Source organism: Dinoroseobacter sp. S124A (assembly GCF_049801015.1).
Taxonomy (GTDB): Bacteria; Pseudomonadota; Alphaproteobacteria; order Rhodobacterales; family Rhodobacteraceae; genus Dinoroseobacter.
In genome coordinates this window covers 926,111-947,140 of sequence record NZ_JBNAGD010000001.1, presented here as the reverse complement: position 1 = coordinate 947,140, position 21,030 = coordinate 926,111, and the positions used below count along the sequence as shown (strand labels likewise).

Sequence of the window (21,030 nt, the reverse complement as noted above, 5' to 3'; positions counted from 1 at the left end):
ATTGCGCGGGCGGCGTCCAGCGACATGCGGACGCGGGGGCGCGGGAAACCGGCCCCTTCGGCGCCGGATCAGGAGGCGAGCGACAGCCCCCGCAATTCGGCAAGGATGGTGGGGATTTTTGTCTTCAGCTTGAAGAACCCGGCCGTGGCATGGGGCCAGGCCGCCGCGTCCCAGGCGCGCAACACCGGGGTCAGGGCGATCCCGGCCTGATCCAGCCCGGCGCGCTGCGCTGTCAGCCGGTCCGCGGCAGGGCCCACGGGCGTGTAGGGCATCACGATCTGCGACACGCCAAGCCCCTGCGCCCATGCCGCCAGATCCTGCGGCTCTTGCGTCACCGGACCTGTCCATGCCCCGTGCCGCGCGATCGTTTCCGCGATTGCGGCGGCGCACCACTCGGTGACCTGCGGCGCGGTGGCAAGCGGCGAGCGGTGGGCCGTTCCGGTGATCACGGCGGTGGCCACCGGCGGATGGTCCAGCGCCTTGCGCAGATAGCCCGGAGACAGGTCATCCTCGGTGAGCAGCAGCGCCCATGGCGCCTCCCGCCGCGGCGGGGGCGGCGCGGGCATCGGCCCGAGCGGCGGATGGGGCACCCCGCTCAAGGGCTCCGGCTCAGCGGTCAGCTGATGCAACGGACGGTGTCGCCCTTCGGTGTATTTCGAGATATTGGCCACCCGCGCCACGTAGTGCTTGCCTTGGGTCTGCAGCCCCGCGACCCAGCGCCAGCTCAGCGTGTTGGAGGCCTGATCCCCGTCGAGCAGGTGCCGCAGGAAGAAATCCGCGCCCAGCTCCCATGGCAGGCGCAGGGTGAAGATCCAGATCGAGGCGAACCACATACGCGCATGGTTGTGCATGTAGCCGGTCTGTACCAGTTCCTGCGCCCAGGCGTCGAACCCGTCGATGCCGGTGCGCCCGGCGCAGGCCTCTTCCCAGCCCCGGCGCAGCCCGCTCTCGCTTTGCACCCGGTTGAGCGCCTGAGCCAGCCCGGCCTTGTAGGCGGTCCAGACCTGCGGTCGCCGCTCCAGCCAGCCCTTCCAATAGGTGCGCCAGAACACCTCCTGCACGAATTTCTCGGCAGCCGAGGCCGAGTGCCGCCCGAGTGTGGCCTGCACGACCTCTTCCTCGGTCAGCATCCGGTGACGCAGGTAGGGCGACAGGATCGAAACGTGCGGGTGGCCCTGTTCGGGCAGGCTGTAATTGCGCTTGCGCGCATACTCCGCCCCGGCCTTGGGCAGGAAGTCCCGCAGGCGTTCGAGCGCCGCGTCACGGCTGGGTGGAAAGAGGGTCCGGGCTTCCATGGAGCGGAGCTAAGCTGGCGCGGACCGGGGTCAAGGGGGCCATGCGCCACCGGGCCAGTGCCTCGGTGCCATCGGTCCAGAGCGGCCCAAGACCCGCGCCGCGACCCGTCGGCCACAGATGCGGCGAGATGCCCTTGTACCTCCCCGTTCGCGGACCTAACATCTTGTTGACAGTTCAGTCCTACAACACCCCCGCACAGACTCGAGGCTCCGCATGCACGATCCCGTAGACACCTACATGAATCTCGTTCCGATGGTGGTCGAACAGACCAGCCGCGGCGAGCGCGCCTATGATATCTTCTCGCGCCTGCTGAAAGAACGGATCGTGTTCCTGAATGGTCCCGTCCATGACGGGATGAGCCAGCTCGTGGTGGCCCAGCTCCTGCATCTGGAGGCTGAGAACCCGAGCAAGGAAATCTCCATGTATATCAACAGCCCCGGCGGTGTCGTGACCTCCGGTCTGTCGATCTATGACACGATGCAGTACATCAAGCCCAAGGTCTCGACCCTGGTGATCGGCCAGGCGGCCTCCATGGGCTCGCTCCTGCTGACGGCGGGTGAGCCGGGCATGCGCTTCTCGCTGCCCAACAGCCGGATCATGGTGCACCAGCCCTCTGGCGGGTATCAGGGCCAGGCGACGGATATCATGATCCACGCCCAAGAGACCCAGAAGCTCAAGGATCGCCTGAACTCGATCTACGTCAAGCATACCGGCCAGCCGATGAAGAAAGTTGTCGACGCTCTGGAGCGGGACAATTTCATGGATGCCGAACAGGCAAAAGACTGGGGCCTGATCGACGAAATCGTCGAAAACCGCCCCCGTGACGACGCCGACAGCTAAGCCTGCACGGGGCGAGTCCGCTTGCCCCGTTCCCCCTGCCCCGAACCGGTCCCGATGATGTGACATCGCCGGCACCCGATGCGCCAAATTTTGGCATTGTGAAGGAATAGGCCCTGCCCTAGCATGGCCGAAACGCGCTCCCCGCCGGCCCGAAGATCGGGTCGATTTGACCGGATCAGAGGTTGGGGGTGCAATCGACGAGGTACCCGATGGCGAATAACTCCGGCGATAGTAAGAACACCCTCTACTGCTCCTTCTGCGGCAAGAGCCAGCATGAGGTCCGCAAACTCATCGCGGGTCCGACCGTCTTCATCTGTGATGAATGCGTCGAGCTCTGCATGGACATCATTCGCGAAGAGACGAAATCGTCCGGTCTGAAATCTTCAGAAGGGGTCCCCTCCCCGCAGGAGATTTGCGATGTCCTCGACGATTACGTGATCGGGCAGAGCCACGCCAAGCGCGTGCTCTCTGTGGCGGTGCATAACCACTACAAACGCCTGAACCACGCTGGCAAAACCGATATCGAACTGGCGAAGTCGAACATCCTGCTGATCGGGCCCACGGGCTGCGGCAAGACCCTGCTGGCGCAGACGCTGGCGCGGATCCTCGATGTGCCCTTCACCATGGCCGATGCGACCACCCTGACCGAAGCCGGTTACGTGGGCGAGGATGTGGAAAACATCATCCTCAAGCTGCTGCAGGCCTCGGAATACAATGTGGAGCGGGCGCAGCGCGGCATCGTCTATATTGACGAGGTCGACAAGATCACCCGCAAGTCCGACAACCCGTCGATCACCCGCGATGTGTCGGGCGAAGGCGTGCAGCAGGCCCTGCTGAAGATCATGGAAGGCACCGTTGCCTCTGTGCCGCCCCAGGGCGGGCGCAAGCATCCGCAGCAGGAATTCCTGCAGGTCGACACGACGAACATCCTGTTCATCTGTGGCGGCGCCTTTGCCGGTCTCGAGAAGATCATCGCGCAGCGCGGCAAGGGCTCGGCCATGGGCTTCGGTGCCGATGTGCGGAACAATGACGACCGCGGCGTGGGCGAGATGTTCACAGAACTCGAGCCTGAGGATCTGCTAAAATTCGGTCTGATCCCGGAATTCGTGGGCCGTTTGCCGGTGATCGCGACGCTCACCGATCTCGACGAGGACGCGCTGGTCACCATTCTGACCGCGCCGAAGAACGCGCTGGTGAAGCAGTACCAGCGTCTGTTCGAGCTCGAAGAGGCTCAGCTGACCTTTACCGATGACGCGCTGAGCGCCATTGCCGGGCGCGCGATCCAGCGCAAGACCGGCGCACGGGGCCTGCGCTCGATCCTCGAGGACATCCTGCTCGACACCATGTTTGACCTGCCGAGCCTCGACAGCGTCGATGAGGTGGTGGTCAACGAGGAGGTCGTCTCGGGCGATGCCAAGCCGCTGCTGATCTATGCCGAGCGCAAGGATGAGCCGGCGACCGTGGGCTAATCCCGAACCAATGCGAGACAGAGAACGCCGCGCCCCTGAGCGCGGCGTTTTTCTTTGGGCAGGCACCGGCGAAATCTCTGCGCAATTCGAACCATCCACACGGGGCCTCTCGTACCGCGCTGCCGCCAGCGTTAAACTCCGGCCACGCCACCTGAGGAACTGCCCGTGACCAGCTACCGCTTTGCCAGCCCGGACCTCATCCTGCTGGAGATCCCCGGCACGGGGGCGGAGGCCCTGCGCCACGCGTTGGGTCCGCCCGAAGAGATGCGCCCCGTCACGCGGATGGACGCACCCGAGCTGCCCTGCATCGCTCTGATTGCGCACCCTTTTTCGCGGGCGCTTCGGATCATTACGGAGTTCGCCACGCCGCAGGACGGTGCCTCGGCCGCGCGCCTGCCCGGACTGACGCTCGAGGGGGCGCTGGACATCCTTGAAAACCCGCGCGCGCCGCTGGATCACAGTCGCGCCTATCCTCAGGCGCAGCTGAAAGCCGCGCTCGCCCCGCAGACCCATCCGATCCGGCACCTGCACACTGCGACACGGATCCTGCGGAGCGAGACCCTGCAGAGCGCGCCACCGGACAGCTTGCCCAAAGTCACACTGCCCGAGGTGACCGCCTTGCCGGACTGGCCGAGCAGCATCGTCAAACGCATGAGCAAGATCTATGCCGGGGATTTCGCACTGCTGGGCTACAGCCCGGATCAGCCAATGCCCATTGGGGAAGTCGCCCCGCTTGCGCCGCCCGCGCCACAGGTCTGGGATTTGTGGCCCGCCTTTTTCGACCAGCATGACGTGCGGATCTCGGCGGCGGCGCAGGCGCTCCCGGCGCCGGGTGTGGACCTTGCTCCTTTCGCCACGGCGGTGGTCGGCGGGAGACGGGGCAATACCTGGGCCGGGCGGGAGCCGAACCTGATCCGCCATTTCCGCAAGCTCCAGCCCGAATTTGCCGACCAGTCCCGGCTCGCGCATCTTCTGGCGGCGACCGTCGTGATCCTGCGGCGTGATCCGGAGTGCCGGGAGGCTGCCGAACTTTTCCATGAGATTACAGAGGACTACAGCCTGCAGCTTGCATCCGAAATGAAGCTGCGCTGGCTGGTCTCTGTCACCGACACCTTCGCGGATCTCGGACGAAACCAGGGTCAGCGCGCCATGGGGATCGCGGGCAGCCTGCTCGCCAATACGCTGAAACTGTCAGAGACCGAGCGGCGGCTTTATGCTGTGCCCCGTCCCTGGCCGCCGCAGCGGCGGCTCGCGGGGGGCGGCGCGCTGTTTGACGGGATGATCACCTATTGGGTCGAAAAGGGCGAGATGATCACCCTGATGACCGAGCGGCTCGAACGGGTCTGCGCCGAGGATCCGCAGGCGGGTCCTTTTACCCGCGAGATCCTGCGCCGGGCCCATCGCCACAACACCGTCTATAAGCGTCTGTCAGACCTGGCCGGGACCACGCCGCCGCCGCTTCTGGATGCGGAACTGACCGAAGAGCTCAGCAAGCTGACCTTCGATCTTTTGTGATCAGTCTTGAGAGATCTGCGCCGCCAGTAGCTCGATCTCGACCTTGAATTCGGCGCGCGTGAAGCCCGACACGATCATCAGGGTCGAGGCCGGCAGATGATCCGGGACTGCGGCCAACCAGGCATCCCGCGCCGCCATATACCCCGCCATATGGGCACGGTCCGTGACATACGCATTGATCCGCACCACATCCCCGCGCCCCATACCGCCCTCGGCCAGCACTGCGTCGAGATTGGCGAAACACAGCGCCGCCTGCGCCTCGGCGCTATCCGGCGCGATGTCATCCGGCCCGATGCCCAGCTGCCCCGAGCAGACCACAAGCCGCGCACCCGCGGGCACCTCGACCCCATGGGCATAGCGCGCAAAGGGCGGACGGATCGTTTCGGGGATAAGCGGGCGCAGCATCTGGATCTCCTGTCTTTGCTGCCTGAGAGGGTGCCAGCCCTGTCAGGCAGAGGCCAGCCCGCAGAGCGCTTGGCACGCGTTCGTCAAAAACCGCTTGCTTTTTCAGCACCACGCTCAACACTTAACCCAAGCCGCCGGAAAATTGAGCAGACGCGCAGGCTCTCGAGGCTGTGACCCTGCCATTTTGCCCCGACACGTTAACTTTGAAGCAACAAAAACCAAAAACCGACAGGAGAGTTCATGACCCGTCTCACCCCTTCTCTGGTGGCTCTGGCCGCCGTGCTTGGCGCGAGTGCCGCCTCTGCCGAAAATGCCAAGGTTGTGTTCGGCACGAACTGGCTGGCGCAGGCTGAACATGGCGGTTTCTACCAATCCGTGGCCGATGGCACCTATGCGGCCTGCGGTCTCGACGTCGAGATCATCTCGGGCGGCCCGCAGGTGAACAACCGCGCGCTGATGCTGGCCGGGCGGATCGATTACCACATGGGCGGCGACCTGCTGCAGGCGTTCAACGCGGTGAAGGAGGGCATCCCGGTGGTCGCCATCGCGGGGATCTTCCAGAAGCACCCGCAGGTCATCGTGGCCCATCCGGATGTGACGAGCTGGGATCAGCTCAAGGACAAGACCCTGCTGATCGGGGACAATGGCTTCACCTCCTACTACCAGTGGATGATTTCGGCCCATGGCTTCACAGTGGAGCAGCGACAGCCCTATACGTTCAACCCCGCGCCCTTCCTTGCGGATACCAGTCTCGGGATGCAGGGCTACCTGAGCTCCGAGCCTTATGTGGTTGAAAAGGAAGGCGGGTTCAAACCCAACATCTTCCTGATCGCGGATAACGGCTATTCCAGCTACGCCACCACGATCGAGACCATGGCGGCCACGATCGAAGAAAAGCCCGAGCAGGTGAAATGCTTCGTCGAAGGCTCGATCAAGGGCTGGTACAATTATCTCTATGGTGACAACGCGGCCGCGAATGAGCTTATCAAGGCGGCCAACCCGGATATGTCCGACGACAAGATCGCCTTCGCCATCGACAAGATGCTGACCGAGGGCATCGTGGATTCCGGCGATGCCGAGACCATGGGCATTGGCGTGATGACCGACGCGGTGGTCGAGGATTTCTACGCCAAGATGGTGGACGCGGGCGTCATCGATGATGGTCTCGACATCAAGGCCGCCTACACGACCGAGTTCGTGGGTCAGGGCCTCGGCATGGATCTGAAACCCGGCGGCTAAGGCCGTCTGGCACCGTCCGCGCCCAATTCCTCCTCCTGAGCGCGGACGGTGGGAAAGACCTGGCCGGCACGTTCACGCGTGCCGGCATTTGACTGTAAAGGATAGGCATGTCTCTCGCTGCCCCTGCTCCGACCGTCCCGCTGGATGCGCGCCCGCCGGTCCTGACCCTGTCGGGGGTCGACAAGGTGTTCAACGGCGATGTGGTCGCCCTGCGCGACCTGAACCTGCAGATCAATCAGGGGGATTTCATGTCCCTGCTCGGCCCGTCGGGCTGCGGCAAATCCACGGCGCTGCGGATCATCGCCGACCTGCTGCACCCAACCCGCGGCAGTGTCACTTGGGCCGGGGGCCATGACACGGGCGATCTGGGCGTGGTGTTTCAGGAACCGACCCTGATGCCATGGGCCACCGTCGCGCAGAATGTCTATCTGCCCTACCGGTTGCGCGGGAAATCCTATGGCGCGGTCAAGGACGAGGTCCTTGAGGCGCTCAAGCTGGTCGGGCTCGACAAGTTCCAGAATGCCTATCCCCGCGAGCTTTCGGGCGGGATGAAGATGCGCGTCTCCATCGCGCGGGCCATGGTCACCCGCCCTCGCCTGATCCTGATGGACGAACCCTTTGCGGCACTTGACGAGATCACCCGGTTCAAGCTGAACAACGACCTTCTGGCCCTGAAAGAGAAGATCGGCTGCACGGTGATCTTCGTGACCCATTCCGTGTTCGAAAGCGTGTTCCTGTCCGACCGCATCGTGGTGATGGCCGCGCGCCCCGGTCGCGTGCTGCGCGAAGTGCAGGTGGACGCCCCCTATCCGCGCACCGAGGAATTCCGCACCAGCGCCGAGTATGCCGCCCATTGCCGGGCCGCCTCGGATGCCTTGCACGAAGCGATTGGAGTGGCCGCATGAGCATCGCCGACCCGACTTCCCTGACCGAGGCCCCCGATGCGGATGAGCTGGCCCGCCTGCGCGCCCGCCGTTTGGAAAAGATCGGCAAATGGTCCCTGCCCGTCATCGTCATGGCGCTCGGCATCTTCTTCTGGGACCGGGTCGTGGTCTGGAACGAGATCCCCCATTATATCCTGCCCGGACCCGGGCGGGTGCTCGACACGCTGATCGCCGATTGGGGGATCCTCTATGAGGCATCGCTTCTGACGGCGCGGACGACCATCCTCGCGCTGTTGCTGGCGGTGCTGGGCGGGGCCGGGCTCGCCATCCTCTTCAACCAGTCGAAGATGGTTGAGATGAGCTTTTATCCCTATGCGGTGATCCTGCAGGTGACGCCCGTGGTGTCGATCGCGCCGCTGATCTTCATCTATGTGGACAGCAAGACCGCCGGAATGCTCCTCTGCGCCTGGATCGTGGCGTTCTTTCCAGTGCTCAGCTCGACGACACTGGGCCTGAACTCGGTGGATCACAACCTGCGCGATCTGTTCCGGATCTACAAAGCCAGCCGGTGGCAGAAGCTCACCATGCTGCAACTGCCCTCGGCGCTGCCCTACTTTCTGGGCGGGCTCAAGATCGCGGGCGGTCTCAGCCTGATCGGGGCCGTGGTCGCCGAACTGGTCGCGGGCACGGGCGGGGTCGGTGCGGGTCTGGCCGCGCGGATCCAGGAGGCGGGCTACCGGCTCAACATCGCGCGGATGTTCGCCGCTCTGTCACTGATCGCGGCGATGGGTGTGTTTATCTTTGCGGCCCTCTCGATCCTCAGTCATGCTCTGCTCCATAAATGGCACGAGAGTGCCTTAACCCGGGAGGGCTGATGGACTACCGCGCTTTGCCCAGCGGCGCTTACACCTTATCGAATGTGCATGTTCCGGCATGCCTCTTGGGACAAGACGGCGACCTTGTCCTGACCGAGCTTTCCATAGACGCCCAGGGCGCCCTGTCCGAGCCTCAGCCCATCGCCATCGACATGGAAGGCGCGCTTGTGCTGCCGTGTTTCACGGATATGCACACCCATCTGGACAAGGGGCATATCTGGCCCCGCTCCCCCAATCCGGACGGCACCTTCATGGGGGCGCTGACCACGGTTGGCGCGGACCGGGTCGCAAGCTGGAGCGCGGAGGATGTGCGCGCGCGGATGGAGTTCTCGCTGCGCTGCGCCTATGCCCATGGCACCCGGGCGATCCGCACCCATCTCGACAGCATCCCGCCCCAGGACGGGATCAGCTTTCCAGTCTTCTCAGAGCTGCAGGCCGACTGGGCCGGGCGGATCGATCTGCAGGCGGTCTGCCTGATCGGCTGCGATCACTTCTCAAGCGATGGACCCTTCAAGGCGACCTCCGATATCGTGGCGCGCACCAAGGGGGGTGTGCTGGGGATGGTCACCTACCCGGTGCCCGATCTCGATGACCGGTTGCGGGGCTTCTTCGCGCTCGCCGCCGAGCGGGGTCTGGCGGCCGATTTCCACGTGGATGAGACCATGGATCCGAGCTCGGAGACCTTGCGCAGCATCGCGACGATTGCCGCCGAGGTCGGGTTCGACGCACCGATCACCGTGGGCCATTGCTGCTCGCTCAGCACCCAGGAAGAGGCCCGCGCGCTGGATACGCTGGATCTGGTGGCGAAACAGGGGATCAATGTGGTCTCCCTGCCGCTCTGCAACCTGTATCTGCAGGACCGCCATGCGAGCCGCACCCCGCGCGGGCGCGGCATCACACTTGTGCATGAGATGGTCGCTCGCGGGATCCCGGTGGCCTTCGCCTCGGACAACACCCGCGATCCGTTCTACGCCTATGGCGATATGGACATGGTCGAAGTGATGCGCGAGGCGACGCGGATCGGTCATCTGGACCATGGCCGCGATGACTGGGTGCGCGCCTTTACGGCCACCCCGGCCGAGATCTGCGGGTTCGATGCCTCGAGCTTTGACAGGGGCGCCCCTGCGGATCTGGTGATCACCAAGGCGCGGAGCTGGAACGAGTTCTTTGCCCGCCCGCAATCGGACCGCATCGTGCTGCGCGGAGGCGAGCCGATCGACCGCACCCTGCCCGATTATGCTGAACTGGACGCCCTGATGGAGACGCCGACATGACCCTGCCCGACAATGTGGCCGCTGCGAAGGCGGCCCTGTCCCATCTCGATATCGAGCAGAACGACAATGCGATCAAATCCAAGAGCCGGGATTTCTTCTGGTATTCGCCCGTGCTCAAGGCGCGGATGGACCACCTGATCGCGGATTTCGTGGTCAGCCCCCGCAGCGAGGCCGAGGTGATCGAGATCCTGCGGGTCTGCTACGCCCATGACGTGCCGGTGACCACGCGCGGCGCGGGTACGGGGAACTACGGTCAGGCTATGCCCATGCGCGGCGGCTGCGTCATGCATCTGCGCCATATGACGGCGGTGAAAGAGATCGCGCCGGGTCGGGTGGTCTGCGAGCCGGGGATCCTGCTCAAGGATCTGGACGCGGCCTGCAAGGCCGACTCGGGGCAAGAGATCCGGATGTTCTCGTCGACATGGGCCACAGCCACGATCGGCGGGTTCATCGCGGGTGGCTCGGGTGGTGTCGGTTCCTGCACATGGGGATCCCTGCGGGATCTGGGGAACATCATCCGCCTGCGGGTGGTGACCATGGAAGAAGAGCCCCGGATGCTGGAGTTCCGCGGCGAGGAACTTGCGCGCGTCTCCCATGCCTATGGCACGAACGGGATCATCACCGAGATCGAGATGCCGCTGGCCCCGGCCTATGACTGGGTCGAGATGTTCGTGGCCTGCGAGGATTTTATGGACGCGGCCCGCTTTGCCGAGGAGCTGGCCAATGAGGACGGGATCCTGATCAAGCTCGCCAGCGTCTATGAGGCCCCGGCGCCGTTTGACTATTTTCAGCGGGTCAAGCCACATATCTCGGACAAGGAGACCCTGATCGGGCTCATGGTCGCGCCCCATTCCATGGACGGGTTCGAGACCTTCCTCGGGCGGCGTCCGCAGGCGCGGATTGTCTATCGCTCGGACGCCAGCGATTGGGAGCGTGGCCCCGGCCCGGTCTTTGAATATGGCTGGAACCACACGACCCTGCGCGCGCTGAAGGTCGATCCGAGCATCACCTATCTGCAGGTGCGCTATGGCTTTCCCGAGCATCTGGGCCTGATCGAAAAGATGCGCGACACGTTCAGCCCCGAGGTTCTGCAGCATCTGGAGGTGCTGCGCGAGAACGGCAAGGTGATGTTTGCCGGGCTGAGCCTTGTGAAGTTCACCTCCGAGGAGCGTCTGGATGAGATCATCCGGATCCATGAGGAGGCCGGGGCGATGATCTTCAACCCCCATCGCTACACGCTTGAAGAAGGCGGGCGCCAGACCGTGGATGACCGGCAATTGGCCTTCAAGCGCGAGGCCGATCCCAAAGGGTTGCTCAACCCCGGCAAGATGATCGCCTGGGATGACCCGGATTTCGATTTCTCGCGCATGTATGCCTATCCCAAGATGACCGCGGCCGAGTGACCGGCATGGGGCGGGATCCAATTGTGGGCTGCGCCCAAACCAATGCCCGCGTGTGGGGGGCTCTGCCCCCCGGCTGCGCCGCAGCCTCCCCCCGGGATATTTCCGGACTTAAGATGGATCTGCGATGACGACTGAGAAAGGGCGCGTGCTGGTTCTGGCCGCGCATCCCTGCCCCGAGAGTTTTTCCCAGGCGCTGCATGCGCGCGTGGTGGAGACCCTGACAGCGCAGGGCTGGGACGTGGATGATTGCGATCTCTATGCCGAGGGGTTCGACCCGGTTCTGTCCGAGACCGGGCGGCGCGGCTATCACGAGGAGCCCGCGAATATCGCGCCCGTGGCCGAGTATGTGGCGCGCCTGCGGGCGGCTGATGCCATGGTCATGGTCTTTCCGGTGTGGAATTTCGGCTATCCGGCCATCCTCAAGGGATTTCTCGACCGGGTTTTTCTGCCGGGCGTGTCCTTCAAACTGGTGGATGGCAAGGTAAAGCCCAATCTGACGCATATTAAAAGGCTTGCAGCTGTGACAACCTATGGGGGTACGCGTACCCGTGCGTTTCTCGCAGGGGACCCGCCCCGTCACTGCGTCAAGCGCGCCGTCTGGCACGTTTGTCGTCCCTTCAAGATGCGGTATCTCGCGCTTTATGACATGAACCGCGCGACAGATGCCAAGCGGGCTGCCTTTCTGGAGAAAGTCACCCGGGAGATGGAGGCTTTCTGATGCGCGCCTTGGTCGTGTATTGCCACCCGAAAAAGGGCAGCTTCAATGCTGCCGTGAAAGATACGGTTCTCGACAAACTGCGCCGCGGGGGGGCGGAAGTGCGGTTGATCGATCTGTATGAGAGAGAGTTCGCGCCGGTCCTGCCGGCCTGTGAGCTGGATGCCTATCTGGACTGTCCGGACAATGTGGAACCCGTGGCCCGGGATGTGGCCGATCTGCGATGGGCGGATACGTTGATCTTTGTCTATCCGACATGGTGGTACGGGTTGCCCGCGATGTTGAAGGGGTGGCTGGACCGGGTGCTCTTGCCTGATGTGGCCTTCCTGATGCCCGATGCGGAGAACAAGGATATCCGGCCGGGATTGACCAATATCACCTCGCTCGGTGTGTTTACCACCTGTGGGGCGAGCCGCTGGCTCACCAGCCTGATCGGTGCGCCCGGGCGACGGACGCTCACGCGGGGCGTGCGGCTGATCTGCGCCAAGGGTTGCAAGGTGCATTTCGCGGCCCATTACCTGATGGACAGCTCCACCCCCGAGAGCCGCGCCGCCCATCTGGGCAAGGTCGGCAAGGTCATGGACAGGCTGATCGGCAAGGCACCGGGCGCGCGGGCGCCTTCGACCGCGGTGGCCTGAGCCATGGAGATCCCGCTTCTGGATGCGCGCCGCATGGGCGAGGACCCGGCGGGGTTTGCCCGGGACCTCGGCCGGGCGGCGCGGGGATCGGGGTTTTTCCTGCTGGCCCATCACGATGTGCCTCAGGACCTGATCGACGGGGTTCTGGCCCAGGGGGATGCGTTCTTCGCCCTGCCCCATGACGCCAAAGCGCGGATTGCCATTGATGCGGGCAATCGCGGCTGGGCCTGGGAAGGCAGCGAGAAGCTCGATCCGGACAGCGGTCAGGTGGACCGGAAAGAGGCCTTCAACATGGGGCTTGATCTGGCCGCGGACGATCCGCGCATTCTGGCCGGAGAGCCGTTTCGCGGCGTCAATCGCTGGCCGGACCTGCCGGGGTTTGCAGAGACCGTTCGGGCGTATTTCGATGCAGTGCATGGGCTGGGCCAGCGCGTGATGCAGGCCGTCGCGCGGGATCTGGATCTGCCGCCCGACCATTTCGAGAGTGCGTTTGACGCGCCCATGGCGACGCTGCGGCTGCTCAGCTATCCGGCGGGCTCGCCCGAAGACGGGATCGGGGCCGGGGCGCATACGGATTATGGCGCGCTGACCTTTCTGCTGACCGATGGAGTGCCCGGGCTGCAAGTGCGCCCGCGCGGTCAATCCGACTGGATCGATGTGCCGGATGTTGCCGGGGCCTATATCATCAATATCGGCGATTGCCTGATGCGCTGGTCCAATGACACCTATGTCTCGACACCGCACCGGGTGCTGCCGCCGCCGCGCCCGCGCCGGTCCATCGCGTTCTTCCTCGATCCGAACCCGGAGGCGATGGTGGCCTGCCTTCCGGGTCTGGGCGATGCGAAATACCCGCCGATCTCTGGCGCGGATTACCTGCGCAGCCGTCTGGAGGCGACCTATGGCTGAGCGTCGACACTGGTGGTCCGAGTACCGCACGACCGAGTTTGCCGCCATGGATCCCGAACGGGTCATCGCGATCCTGCCCACGGCGGCGATCGAGCAACACGGGCCGCATCTGCCCACGGGCACGGATACGATGATCATGCAGGGCATGCTGGACGCGCTCTGCGCCGCCCTGCCCGATGATCTGGACATCCGGATCCTGCCGATCCAGTCGGTGGGCAAGTCGAACGAGCATATCCATGCGCCGGGCACGCTGACGCTGGAGGCTGAGACTGCCCTCGGGGCGTGGCGCGAGATCGGGCTCTCCGTGGCGCGGGCGGGACTGCGCAAGGTGGTTTGCATCAACTCCCATGGCGGAAACCTGGATCTGGTGTCGATCCTGAGCCGGGAGCTACGCGTGCGCGCGGGCATGCTGGCGGTCAAGGCGCAGTGGATGAGTTTCGGGACGCCGGAGGGGATGTATTCCGAGCACGAGCGGGCCTTTGGGATCCATGGTGGCGATGTGGAGACATCGCTGATGCTGGCCTTTCGCCCCGAGACCGTGGATATGGCCCAGGCGCAGGACTTTCGGTCTGCCGCCGAGAGTGCGCCGATCTCGCCCATCGGGCCGCTGAGCCTGGGTTGGGTGTCGTCTGATCTGAACCCCGCAGGGACCGTCGGCAATGCCAGCGCCGGGAGCGCCGAGAAGGGCCACGCGACCTGCGCCCATCAGGTGGCAGGGATGATCGGGCTGCTGCGCAAATTGCGGGATCTGCCGCTGGATGGCGTGACGGCCACCTATCCCGAGATGTGATCCTGCACCGTGGCGCCCTGCGCATGCGCAGGGCGCGGACCCGCGTCGCACCATCGCGGTGGCCCCTGTCAAAAGGCAGGATCGGGGCGCGTCCGCGCCGACCGCATGCGGTCGGCGCCGCCGGGCATTCGCTCAGATGACAACCAGATCCAGCGGCGGAAACCCGTTGAAGCCCACGCTGGAATAGGTGGTGGTGTAGGCCCCGGTCGCCTTGATCAGCACCCGGTCCCCCGCTGCCAGCGCCATGGGCAACTGCATGGGCCGCGTCTCGTAGAGCACATCCGCACTGTCGCAAGACGGTCCCGCGATGATGCAGGGCCCAAGCTCGCCGCCATCATGGGGCGTCTCGAACTGGTAGCGGATCGCCTCTTCCATGGTTTCGGCCAGCCCCGAGAACTTGCCGATGTCGAGATAGACCCAGCGGCACAGATCATCCTCGGATTTCCGCGACACAAGCAGCACCTCGGCCACGATCATCCCGGCTTCGGCCACCAGCCCGCGCCCGGGTTCCGCCATCACCGTCGCCGCCCCAAACCGCGCCTGAACCAAGGCGGCCACGCGCGCCGCATAGGTCTCGGCCTCCAGCACCGGATCGCCATAGAAGGCCGGGAAGCCGCCTCCGATATTGATCAGCGTAAGGTCATGGCCCTGCGCGCGCCCGGCCTGCCAGATCTCGGCCATCGCATCCAGCGTCTCGGTCCACATCCCAGGATCGCGGGTTTGCGAGCCCACATGGAAGCTTAGCCCCACGGGCCGCAGCCCGAGATAGGCAGCCCGGTGCATCAGGCGCAGCGCCATCTCAGGCGCGCAGCCAAACTTCCGCGACAGCGGCCAATCCGCCCCGGTCGCCCCGACGAGCACGCGCAGAAACACCCGCGCGCCGGGGGCATGGGCCGCGATCTTGTCGAGCTCCGCCTCGGCATCGGCCGCAAAAAGATCGATCCCATGGGCATGGGCGTAGGCAATGTCCGAGCCGCGCTTGATCGTGTTCCCGAAGGAGATTTTCTCCGGCACCGCACCGGCGGCCAAGGCCAGTTCGATCTCGCCGCGCGACGCCGCATCGAACCCGCAGCCCTCTGCCGCCAGCGCGCGCAGAACCTCGGGCGCCGGGTTGGCCTTCATGGCGTAATGGATCAGCGTGCCATGCCCGAGCCCACGCGCCAGCGCGTGGTACTTGGCCACCACCGCGTCACAGTCCAGCACGAGGGTCGGGCGGTCGAACACGCGCCCATTAATGAACGCACGCAGGCGGTCCTCGACGGATGTATCGGTGAGAGCGACAGGCGCAGCAGAGGCCACACGGGCCAAGCCGGTTACGTAAGCGTTCATGGTCATCTCCATCAGACCCGGGCCCGTGAGGTCCCGACCAGTACCAAAGAAGACGTTACCGTCGCTACATAACCTATTTGGATCCGATCGGATCCGCCCCGGCAGAGGCGCGTGCGTTGGCGTCAATATCCGCGCATATGGAACCAATGCTGAGTCGGATCAATAGTTTTCTGACGCGCCGCAGAACTTTTTTCCCGCCGCGCCCCCGACCGCATTTGACCCGGGCGCGCGGACTGGCAAGGGGCAGCGGCAGACCCGCTCGCTGCCCCTCAAACGCTAGTTCGAACGGCAGAAATTCACGTTCATATAGGGCGCGCGGGTCGCCGCATTATCAACAGGCTTCAATTCCTCGACGAGCCTGGTCTCGAAATTGAACGAGGCCCGGCCCGATTTGGCGTAGTTGTCCGCGCAGCAGCCCTGCCCGCCTGCAATGGCATGTTCCGGCAGATCGAATGCCCCCTTCACCTCGTGCTGATGACGGCGGGTTTCGCGGAAGGACAAGGGCTTGCCCCCAAAAAGCCGCCCCACACTGCCCGCGCCATTCCAACCGAGAACGTAACGACCTTCAGCCCGGTCATAGAGGGTCGAGAACAGCACCGGACAACTGTTCGACGCCGCGGTGATCACGCCGCTGGGCACGTCGAGACCACGGGTGCGCCTCGCCGTCTTCTGACACAGGTTGAAGGCAATCCCGGGCATGGCGCCCCCCGCATCGGTGGTGCCCGAGACCGCGACGGCACCGGCTTTGCCGAGGTTCTTGTTCGGCCCCGACCCAATCAGAATGAAGTTCGTCGCACCAATCGTGATCGCCGTCTTGGCCGTGTGATCATGGTCCAGCTGACTGGCATCCGTGATGTCGGTGATGGCATCGCCCCCGCCAACCGCGTCGACCGGTCGGCCCTGCTGGCTTGAGACCAGGAAGCGACCATAGACCTTGTCCGTGGCCGGCCCCCAACCTGTTGGACAGGCCCCATCGAAGAAAGCCACCGTATCCTTTGGCATCGCATCATCGGCGGTGGCCAGGCCCGGGGCCAGTCCAAAGGCGGCAAGCCCGCAGAAAAGCGCGCGGCGGAACCGCGAGATATGGGTCAGTGTTGCGTGGTCCATGGGTCAATTCGCCTTGCAAACGAGGAGGGACACGAAGGGAAGATCCGAGGTCGCGCCCCCGGTTGTCACAGTTTTTGAATGCTTGCCCTTGCTGGTTGCGCGATTGTTGCAGCAGCTGCTCGCCCCCGAGATGCCTTTTTCCTCCAGGGTAAGAGACAGGGTCACCTCATGGGTATGGTCGCGCTCGTTCAGCCCCGTAATGGCCGGAGCCCCAAAAGTCTGTCCCCATTCGGTCGGGTTTTTCGTCGCCAGAAGCAGGCGACCTTTCGCATCATCCACCGGCAGTGATCCGGTCGGACAGTTCTGATCCTCCACGAAGAAGACCATACCGCTGGGTAGCGCGGATTGCGCCAGCGCCCCCCCGGCGAGGGCGAGACACAGCCCCGCAGCCGCCCCCGACAACAAAGTGAATCTCATAAACAATCCTCCGCTAATGAGAGGATAGTTTCGCGTAAAGTTGACGTAACGGCAACTTTATTCACAAAAAACCCCGCAGCCGGGGATCGGCTGCGGGGAAACGCTTGGTTTAAAGGCGGTTTAGTTCAGCGCCGCGTCCGTGATGGCGTGGGTCCAGGCGCCCTCGGGCTCCTTGGTGATCACCGGATCCGAGCCGCCGCCCAGCAAGGTTGCGACCGTCCGGTCGAAATCGGCCGGGTCCAGCGCACCATTGGAGCCTGCGGTCAGCTTGGCGATCTCGCCCATCATCCGCTTCTGGTGGGTCTCGGTCTGCGCGCCCGTGGCGTCATTGTCGAGCACGATTTCGGCGGCCTCGTCCGGGTTCGCCTCGGCATATTTCCAGCCCTTCATCGAGGCCCGCACGAACCGAACCATCTTTTCGACAAAGGCCGGATCCGAGAGGTTCTCTTCGAGCGCGTAGATCCCGTCCTCGAGCGTGGCGACGCCCTGCTCCTCGTATTTGAAGGTCACCAGCTCATCCGGGCTGACCCCGGCGTCGATCACCTGCCAATACTCGTTATAGGTCATGGTCGAGATGCAATCGGCCTGACGCTGCAGCAGCGGGTCGACATTGAAGCCCTGCTTGAGCACCGTGATCCCATCCTCCCCGCCATCGGTCGGAATGCCGAGCTGGCTCATCCAGCTCAGGAACGGATACTCATTGCCGAAGAACCACACGCCGATGGTCTTGCCCTTGAAATCCTCCGGCCCCGTGATCCCGGTATCCTTCCAGCAGGTCAGCATCAGCCCCGAGCTTTTGAACGGCTGGGCGATATTCACCACCGGCAGGCCCTTTTCCCGCGCGGCCAGAGCCGAGGGCATCCAGTTGAGCATCACATCCGCGCCGCCCCCTGCGAGGACCTGCGGCGGGGCGATATCCGGGCCCCCGGGCAGGATCGTCACATCGAGATCCTCTTCCTCGTAGAACCCCTTGTCCAACGCCACATAATAGCCAGCGAATTGGGCTTGCGTGACCCATTGCAACTGAAGCTTCACCTCATCCGCCGCCTGCGCCGCCGAGGCCCCCATGAGTGCTGCAACTCCAAACCCGATCATGGCTGATTTCATACCGATAACTCCCGCTGTGATTCGTGTTCCCTGGCCACGTTGTCCCGTGTGCCTGACGATATTCTGACCAAAGTGTCAGGAAACACCAGCGAACCCTGCCGCCAATCAGAAAAAACACCCCATTTCCAAGCAGGTTTCGGCGCGATTGTCCTGAACTGAGCAGAACTCAGCCACCCGTCCCGACGCGGTCTCCGGAACGCGCAAAATATGTTACGATAGGGTTAATTGTTCTAATGGGAGTAAATGAACATGTTGCGTCGCGTATCGGCCCTCGCTCTGGCCACACTGGCAGCCTCTGCAATTTCCGCGCAGGCCGCCCCGATTGATCTCACATCGCTGATCGACACCTCCGGCAACCCGGTCTCGGTGCCTGAGCTGTCCATTTCGACGCCTGACGCCGCGGAGATATTCGTGGGCGGCGCTCCGATCTTCGGCAGCCAGGAAGTCATCTTCTGCGCCCTCGGTAGCAACTGCGACAATGATGTGACACTGACCTTTACCACACCGTCGAGCAATGTGAGCTTTTCCGTTGGGGACCAGCTCCCGGCGGGCGCCATCGAAACGATTGAAGTCTCGGCTTTTGACAGCTTGAGCATGCTGCTTGGCACGGTGGAGGTGACATCGGCGGATCTTGCTGCCGGTGGGACGGATTCGAGTGGGATCTCGCAGTTCACCGTTGATCTGAGCGGCTTCGGCACGATCTCGGAGATCAGGATCGCCGACCAGAACACCCCGGCAACCGGTGGGTTCTTCTATTACGACGTCAACGCAACGCCGATCCCCCTGCCTGCGGCCCTGCCGTTGATGGCGCTGGGTCTTGGCGCATTAGGCATCGCGCGCAGCCGCAAGCGCAAGGCGGTCTGAACCTCTGGGATCTTTGAAACCTGCGCGGGCGGCCCTTCGGGACCGCCCGTTTTCACTTCGCCTAGCGCCACATGGAAGGGTGCCAGAAGGTCACCCGCCGCTCGATCAGCGCCACCGCGCCGTAAAAGGCCGACCCGGCCAGCGCGGCCACGGTGATCTCGGCCCAGACCATGTCGAGCGCCAATTGCCCGACGCTGGTCGAGATGCGGAACCCCATCCCCCGGATCGGCGAGCCGAAGAACTCCGCCACGATCGCGCCGATCAGCGCGAGGGTCGTGGCGATCTTGAGCCCGTTGAAGATGAAGGGCATCGCCGCCGGCAAGCGCAAAAAGATCAGGCTCTGCCAATGGCTTGCCGCATAGGTGTGCATCAGATCGCGCTGCATGCGGTCCGCGCTGCGCAGACCCTCGACCGTGTTCACGAGGATCGGGAAAAAGACCATCACCACGACAACGGCCGCCTTGGACTGCCAATCAAAGCCGAACCACATCACGAGGATCGGCGCCGTGCCGATGATCGGCAGCGCCGCCATGAAATTGCCCACCGGCAAGAGCCCGCGCCGCAGGAAGTCATAGCGATCCACCAGCAGCGCCACGGCAAAGGCCGCCAGCGCCCCCATCGCATAGCCCGACAGCGCCCCTTTGATGAAGGTCTGGACAAAGTCCTCCCACAGGATCGGCAGGCTCGTGGCAATCCGCGCCCCGATCGCCGTGGGCGGCGGCAGGATGACCCCGGGCACCGCATAAAGCCGCACCGTCGCCTCCCAGAGCGCGAGAATGGTGAGCCCGAATACCACCGGCACCGCCGCCCGCGCCGCCTTGGCAGACCTGCGCGACAGCCAGACATTGAGTGCCCAGGCCGCCGCCCAGAGCACCAGCACCAGCCCAAGACGCGGATCGATCAGCGCTGCCAGCACGGGCACCGCCAGGAACGCGCCATAGCTGCGCATAACCCCGGTCATTGGCTCAGCCCCATGCGCGACAGGGTCACGCGCTGGATCAGCCCGATCAGCCCGACCAACAACGCCGCAAGGATCGCCGCCCCGAAGAGCGCAGACCAGATCTGGATTGTCTGACCGTAATAGCTCCCCGCCAAAAGGCGCGCGCCAAGCCCCGCAACCGCTCCCGTCGGCAGCTCGCCGACAATCGCGCCCACAAGGCTCGCCGCCACGGCCACCTTCAGCGAGGTGAAGAGATAGGGCAGCGAGGCCGGCAGGCGCAGCATCCAAAGGGCCTGCGCCGGGCTCGCATTATAGGTCCGCAACAGGTCGGTCTGCATCGCATCCGGGCTGCGCAGCCCCTTGACCATGCCGACCACCACCGGAAAGAAACTGAGATAGGCCGAGATCATTGCCTTGGGCAGCAACCCCTGCACACCCACCGAGTTCAAAACCACGATGATCATCGGCGCGATGGCGAGGATCGGAATGGTCTGGGAGGCGATCGCCCAAGGCATCACGCTCAGATCCATCGCTCGGTTATAAAGGATCCCGATCGCCAGCAGCACACCCGCCGCAGAGCCGATCAGAAACCCGAGCAAGGTCGCGCTCAGGGTCACCCAGCCATGGAAGACAAGGCTGCGTTTCGACGTGATCTTCTTCTCGACCGTGGTCTCCCACAGCTCGATCGCCACCTGATGGGGCGCGGGCAGACGGGGCCGGTCCTGCGCCCATGTATCGGGGATGGCAAAGCTGTTGGTCGCCACCAGCAGCAGCGCACTCATATCCCGCCGCGCCGCCGGGGTTTCGGGCGTCACCACCGCGCCAGCCCGCTCGGCCTCGACCAGAACACCCTTGATGTTCATGGGCACAGCCGCCGCATACCAGAGCGTCACCAAAGCCGCGATCACCGTGAGAACCGGCAGGATCAAACGCATGACCGTCCCCCCTTCATTGTTCCGCAAATACTCACGACGCACCGCCAGCCCGTAGCGATGTTTTTTGAGTATTTTAGGAACA

21 protein-coding genes are annotated in these 21,030 nt (G+C 64.2%); 13 read left to right on the top strand and 8 right to left on the bottom strand.

Translation table 11 applies throughout. From position 1 onward, the window contains the following. Nucleotides 1–68 precede the first annotated feature (68 nt). Entirely contained in the window at nucleotides 69–1,295 is a 1,227-nt protein-coding gene (locus tag ACP15I_RS04690) for an FAD-binding domain-containing protein (protein WP_424974085.1), read from the bottom strand. 214 nt (nucleotides 1,296–1,509) lie between these two features. On the opposite strand from ACP15I_RS04690, the gene ACP15I_RS04685 reads away from it, so the two are divergent. The 3 genes from ACP15I_RS04685 (at nucleotide 1,510) to ACP15I_RS04675 (ending at nucleotide 5,120) form a co-directional block, all read left to right on the top strand. Beyond that, a complete protein-coding gene (locus tag ACP15I_RS04685; protein WP_424966590.1) occupies nucleotides 1,510–2,136 on the top strand; it encodes an ATP-dependent Clp protease proteolytic subunit in 627 nt (208 codons plus the stop codon). A gap of 209 nt (nucleotides 2,137–2,345) precedes the next feature. After that, the gene (gene clpX / locus ACP15I_RS04680; protein ID WP_424966591.1) at nucleotides 2,346–3,605 is read left to right on the top strand and encodes an ATP-dependent Clp protease ATP-binding subunit ClpX; all 1,260 of its coding nucleotides are present in this window, start codon (nucleotides 2,346–2,348) and stop codon (nucleotides 3,603–3,605) included. Nucleotides 3,606–3,770: 165 nt separating this feature from the next. Further along, a complete protein-coding gene (locus ACP15I_RS04675; protein ID WP_424974084.1) occupies nucleotides 3,771–5,120 on the top strand; it encodes a hypothetical protein in 1,350 nt (449 codons plus the stop codon). On the opposite strand, the gene ACP15I_RS04670 is transcribed toward ACP15I_RS04675, so the two are convergent. Next, nucleotides 5,121–5,525 carry a RidA family protein gene (locus tag ACP15I_RS04670; protein ID WP_424974083.1) on the bottom strand — a complete coding sequence of 135 codons (405 nt, stop codon included), beginning with the start codon at nucleotides 5,523–5,525 and terminating at the stop codon, nucleotides 5,121–5,123. A 240-nt stretch (nucleotides 5,526–5,765) separates the two neighbouring features. Here ACP15I_RS04670 and ACP15I_RS04665 point away from each other — a divergent pair, with 240 nt between their 5' ends. From ACP15I_RS04665 to ACP15I_RS04625, 9 genes are all read left to right on the top strand, one after another. Beyond that, entirely contained in the window at nucleotides 5,766–6,764 is a 999-nt protein-coding gene (locus ACP15I_RS04665; protein ID WP_424974082.1) for an ABC transporter substrate-binding protein, read from the top strand. 107 nt (nucleotides 6,765–6,871) lie between these two features. Beyond that, the gene (locus ACP15I_RS04660; RefSeq protein ID WP_424966596.1) at nucleotides 6,872–7,669 is read left to right on the top strand and encodes an ABC transporter ATP-binding protein; all 798 of its coding nucleotides are present in this window, start codon (nucleotides 6,872–6,874) and stop codon (nucleotides 7,667–7,669) included. Further along, entirely contained in the window at nucleotides 7,666–8,523 is an 858-nt protein-coding gene (locus ACP15I_RS04655) for an ABC transporter permease (protein WP_424966597.1), read from the top strand. The genes ACP15I_RS04660 and ACP15I_RS04655 overlap by 4 nt, the downstream gene beginning before the upstream one ends. After that, a complete protein-coding gene (locus ACP15I_RS04650; protein WP_424974080.1) occupies nucleotides 8,523–9,797 on the top strand; it encodes a cytosine deaminase in 1,275 nt (424 codons plus the stop codon). The genes ACP15I_RS04655 and ACP15I_RS04650 overlap by 1 nt, the downstream gene beginning before the upstream one ends. Then, complete coding sequence (locus ACP15I_RS04645; protein WP_424974079.1) at nucleotides 9,794–11,200, top strand: FAD-binding oxidoreductase; 1,407 nt, start codon at nucleotides 9,794–9,796, stop codon at nucleotides 11,198–11,200. Before ACP15I_RS04650 ends, ACP15I_RS04645 begins: the two co-directional genes overlap by 4 nt. A 124-nt stretch (nucleotides 11,201–11,324) precedes the next feature. After that, complete coding sequence (locus ACP15I_RS04640; protein WP_424974078.1) at nucleotides 11,325–11,918, top strand: NAD(P)H-dependent oxidoreductase; 594 nt, start codon at nucleotides 11,325–11,327, stop codon at nucleotides 11,916–11,918. After that, the gene (locus ACP15I_RS04635; RefSeq protein ID WP_424974077.1) at nucleotides 11,918–12,553 is read left to right on the top strand and encodes an NAD(P)H-dependent oxidoreductase; all 636 of its coding nucleotides are present in this window, start codon (nucleotides 11,918–11,920) and stop codon (nucleotides 12,551–12,553) included. The genes ACP15I_RS04640 and ACP15I_RS04635 overlap by 1 nt, the downstream gene beginning before the upstream one ends. 3 nt (nucleotides 12,554–12,556) lie before the next feature. Then, entirely contained in the window at nucleotides 12,557–13,459 is a 903-nt protein-coding gene (locus ACP15I_RS04630) for an isopenicillin N synthase family dioxygenase (protein WP_424974076.1), read from the top strand. Continuing rightward, on the top strand, nucleotides 13,452–14,249 hold the full coding sequence (locus tag ACP15I_RS04625) for a creatininase family protein (protein ID WP_424974075.1): 798 nt from the start codon (nucleotides 13,452–13,454) through the stop codon (nucleotides 14,247–14,249). Before ACP15I_RS04630 ends, ACP15I_RS04625 begins: the two co-directional genes overlap by 8 nt. 132 nt (nucleotides 14,250–14,381) lie before the next feature. Here ACP15I_RS04625 and ACP15I_RS04620 read toward each other — a convergent pair whose 3' ends face one another. The 4 genes from ACP15I_RS04620 to ACP15I_RS04605 form a co-directional block, all read right to left on the bottom strand. Beyond that, complete coding sequence (locus tag ACP15I_RS04620; protein WP_424974121.1) at nucleotides 14,382–15,584, bottom strand: type III PLP-dependent enzyme; 1,203 nt, start codon at nucleotides 15,582–15,584, stop codon at nucleotides 14,382–14,384. A 270-nt stretch (nucleotides 15,585–15,854) separates the two neighbouring features. Beyond that, nucleotides 15,855–16,685 (bottom strand): hypothetical protein, encoded by an 831-nt coding sequence (locus ACP15I_RS04615; RefSeq protein ID WP_424974074.1) that lies wholly within the window; start codon nucleotides 16,683–16,685, stop codon nucleotides 15,855–15,857. A 3-nt stretch (nucleotides 16,686–16,688) separates the two neighbouring features. Beyond that, entirely contained in the window at nucleotides 16,689–17,102 is a 414-nt protein-coding gene (locus ACP15I_RS04610; RefSeq protein WP_424974073.1) for a hypothetical protein, read from the bottom strand. Between the two features lie 120 nt (nucleotides 17,103–17,222). Next, complete coding sequence (locus tag ACP15I_RS04605; protein WP_424966608.1) at nucleotides 17,223–18,209, bottom strand: ABC transporter substrate-binding protein; 987 nt, start codon at nucleotides 18,207–18,209, stop codon at nucleotides 17,223–17,225. Nucleotides 18,210–18,458: 249 nt separating this feature from the next. Between ACP15I_RS04605 and ACP15I_RS04600 the strand changes: the two genes are divergently transcribed. Then, nucleotides 18,459–19,073, top strand: a complete 615-nt coding sequence (locus ACP15I_RS04600) for a VPLPA-CTERM sorting domain-containing protein (RefSeq protein ID WP_424974072.1) — start codon at nucleotides 18,459–18,461, stop codon at nucleotides 19,071–19,073. Nucleotides 19,074–19,134: 61 nt separating this feature from the next. On the opposite strand, the gene ACP15I_RS04595 is transcribed toward ACP15I_RS04600, so the two are convergent. Then, complete coding sequence (locus tag ACP15I_RS04595; RefSeq protein ID WP_424974071.1) at nucleotides 19,135–20,034, bottom strand: ABC transporter permease; 900 nt, start codon at nucleotides 20,032–20,034, stop codon at nucleotides 19,135–19,137. Next, nucleotides 20,031–20,948: an ABC transporter permease gene (locus tag ACP15I_RS04590; RefSeq protein ID WP_424974070.1), complete on the bottom strand. Its 918-nt coding sequence runs from the start codon at nucleotides 20,946–20,948 to the stop codon at nucleotides 20,031–20,033. The genes ACP15I_RS04595 and ACP15I_RS04590 overlap by 4 nt, the downstream gene beginning before the upstream one ends. Between the last annotated feature and the right edge of the window lie 82 nt (nucleotides 20,949–21,030).

Bases quoted from the DNA above. Each gene is read 5' to 3' on its own strand.
- ACP15I_RS04690 (WP_424974085.1), bottom strand. From the start codon at position 1,295: ATGGAAGCCCGGACCCTCTTTCCACCCAGCCGTGACGCGGCGCTCGAA.
- ACP15I_RS04685 (WP_424966590.1), top strand. From the start codon at position 1,510: ATGCACGATCCCGTAGACACCTACATGAATCTCGTTCCGATGGTGGTC.
- clpX (WP_424966591.1), top strand. From the start codon at position 2,346: ATGGCGAATAACTCCGGCGATAGTAAGAACACCCTCTACTGCTCCTTC.
- ACP15I_RS04670 (WP_424974083.1), bottom strand. From the start codon at position 5,525: ATGCTGCGCCCGCTTATCCCCGAAACGATCCGTCCGCCCTTTGCGCGC.
- ACP15I_RS04665 (WP_424974082.1), top strand. From the start codon at position 5,766: ATGACCCGTCTCACCCCTTCTCTGGTGGCTCTGGCCGCCGTGCTTGGC.
- ACP15I_RS04660 (WP_424966596.1), top strand. From the start codon at position 6,872: ATGTCTCTCGCTGCCCCTGCTCCGACCGTCCCGCTGGATGCGCGCCCG.
- ACP15I_RS04655 (WP_424966597.1), top strand. From the start codon at position 7,666: ATGAGCATCGCCGACCCGACTTCCCTGACCGAGGCCCCCGATGCGGAT.
- ACP15I_RS04650 (WP_424974080.1), top strand. From the start codon at position 8,523: ATGGACTACCGCGCTTTGCCCAGCGGCGCTTACACCTTATCGAATGTG.
- ACP15I_RS04645 (WP_424974079.1), top strand. From the start codon at position 9,794: ATGACCCTGCCCGACAATGTGGCCGCTGCGAAGGCGGCCCTGTCCCAT.
- ACP15I_RS04640 (WP_424974078.1), top strand. From the start codon at position 11,325: ATGACGACTGAGAAAGGGCGCGTGCTGGTTCTGGCCGCGCATCCCTGC.
- ACP15I_RS04635 (WP_424974077.1), top strand. From the start codon at position 11,918: ATGCGCGCCTTGGTCGTGTATTGCCACCCGAAAAAGGGCAGCTTCAAT.
- ACP15I_RS04630 (WP_424974076.1), top strand. From the start codon at position 12,557: ATGGAGATCCCGCTTCTGGATGCGCGCCGCATGGGCGAGGACCCGGCG.
- ACP15I_RS04625 (WP_424974075.1), top strand. From the start codon at position 13,452: ATGGCTGAGCGTCGACACTGGTGGTCCGAGTACCGCACGACCGAGTTT.
- ACP15I_RS04620 (WP_424974121.1), bottom strand. From the start codon at position 15,584: ATGACCATGAACGCTTACGTAACCGGCTTGGCCCGTGTGGCCTCTGCT.
- ACP15I_RS04615 (WP_424974074.1), bottom strand. From the start codon at position 16,685: ATGGACCACGCAACACTGACCCATATCTCGCGGTTCCGCCGCGCGCTT.
- ACP15I_RS04610 (WP_424974073.1), bottom strand. From the start codon at position 17,102: ATGAGATTCACTTTGTTGTCGGGGGCGGCTGCGGGGCTGTGTCTCGCC.
- ACP15I_RS04605 (WP_424966608.1), bottom strand. From the start codon at position 18,209: ATGAAATCAGCCATGATCGGGTTTGGAGTTGCAGCACTCATGGGGGCC.
- ACP15I_RS04600 (WP_424974072.1), top strand. From the start codon at position 18,459: ATGTTGCGTCGCGTATCGGCCCTCGCTCTGGCCACACTGGCAGCCTCT.
- ACP15I_RS04595 (WP_424974071.1), bottom strand. From the start codon at position 20,034: ATGACCGGGGTTATGCGCAGCTATGGCGCGTTCCTGGCGGTGCCCGTG.
- ACP15I_RS04590 (WP_424974070.1), bottom strand. From the start codon at position 20,948: ATGCGTTTGATCCTGCCGGTTCTCACGGTGATCGCGGCTTTGGTGACG.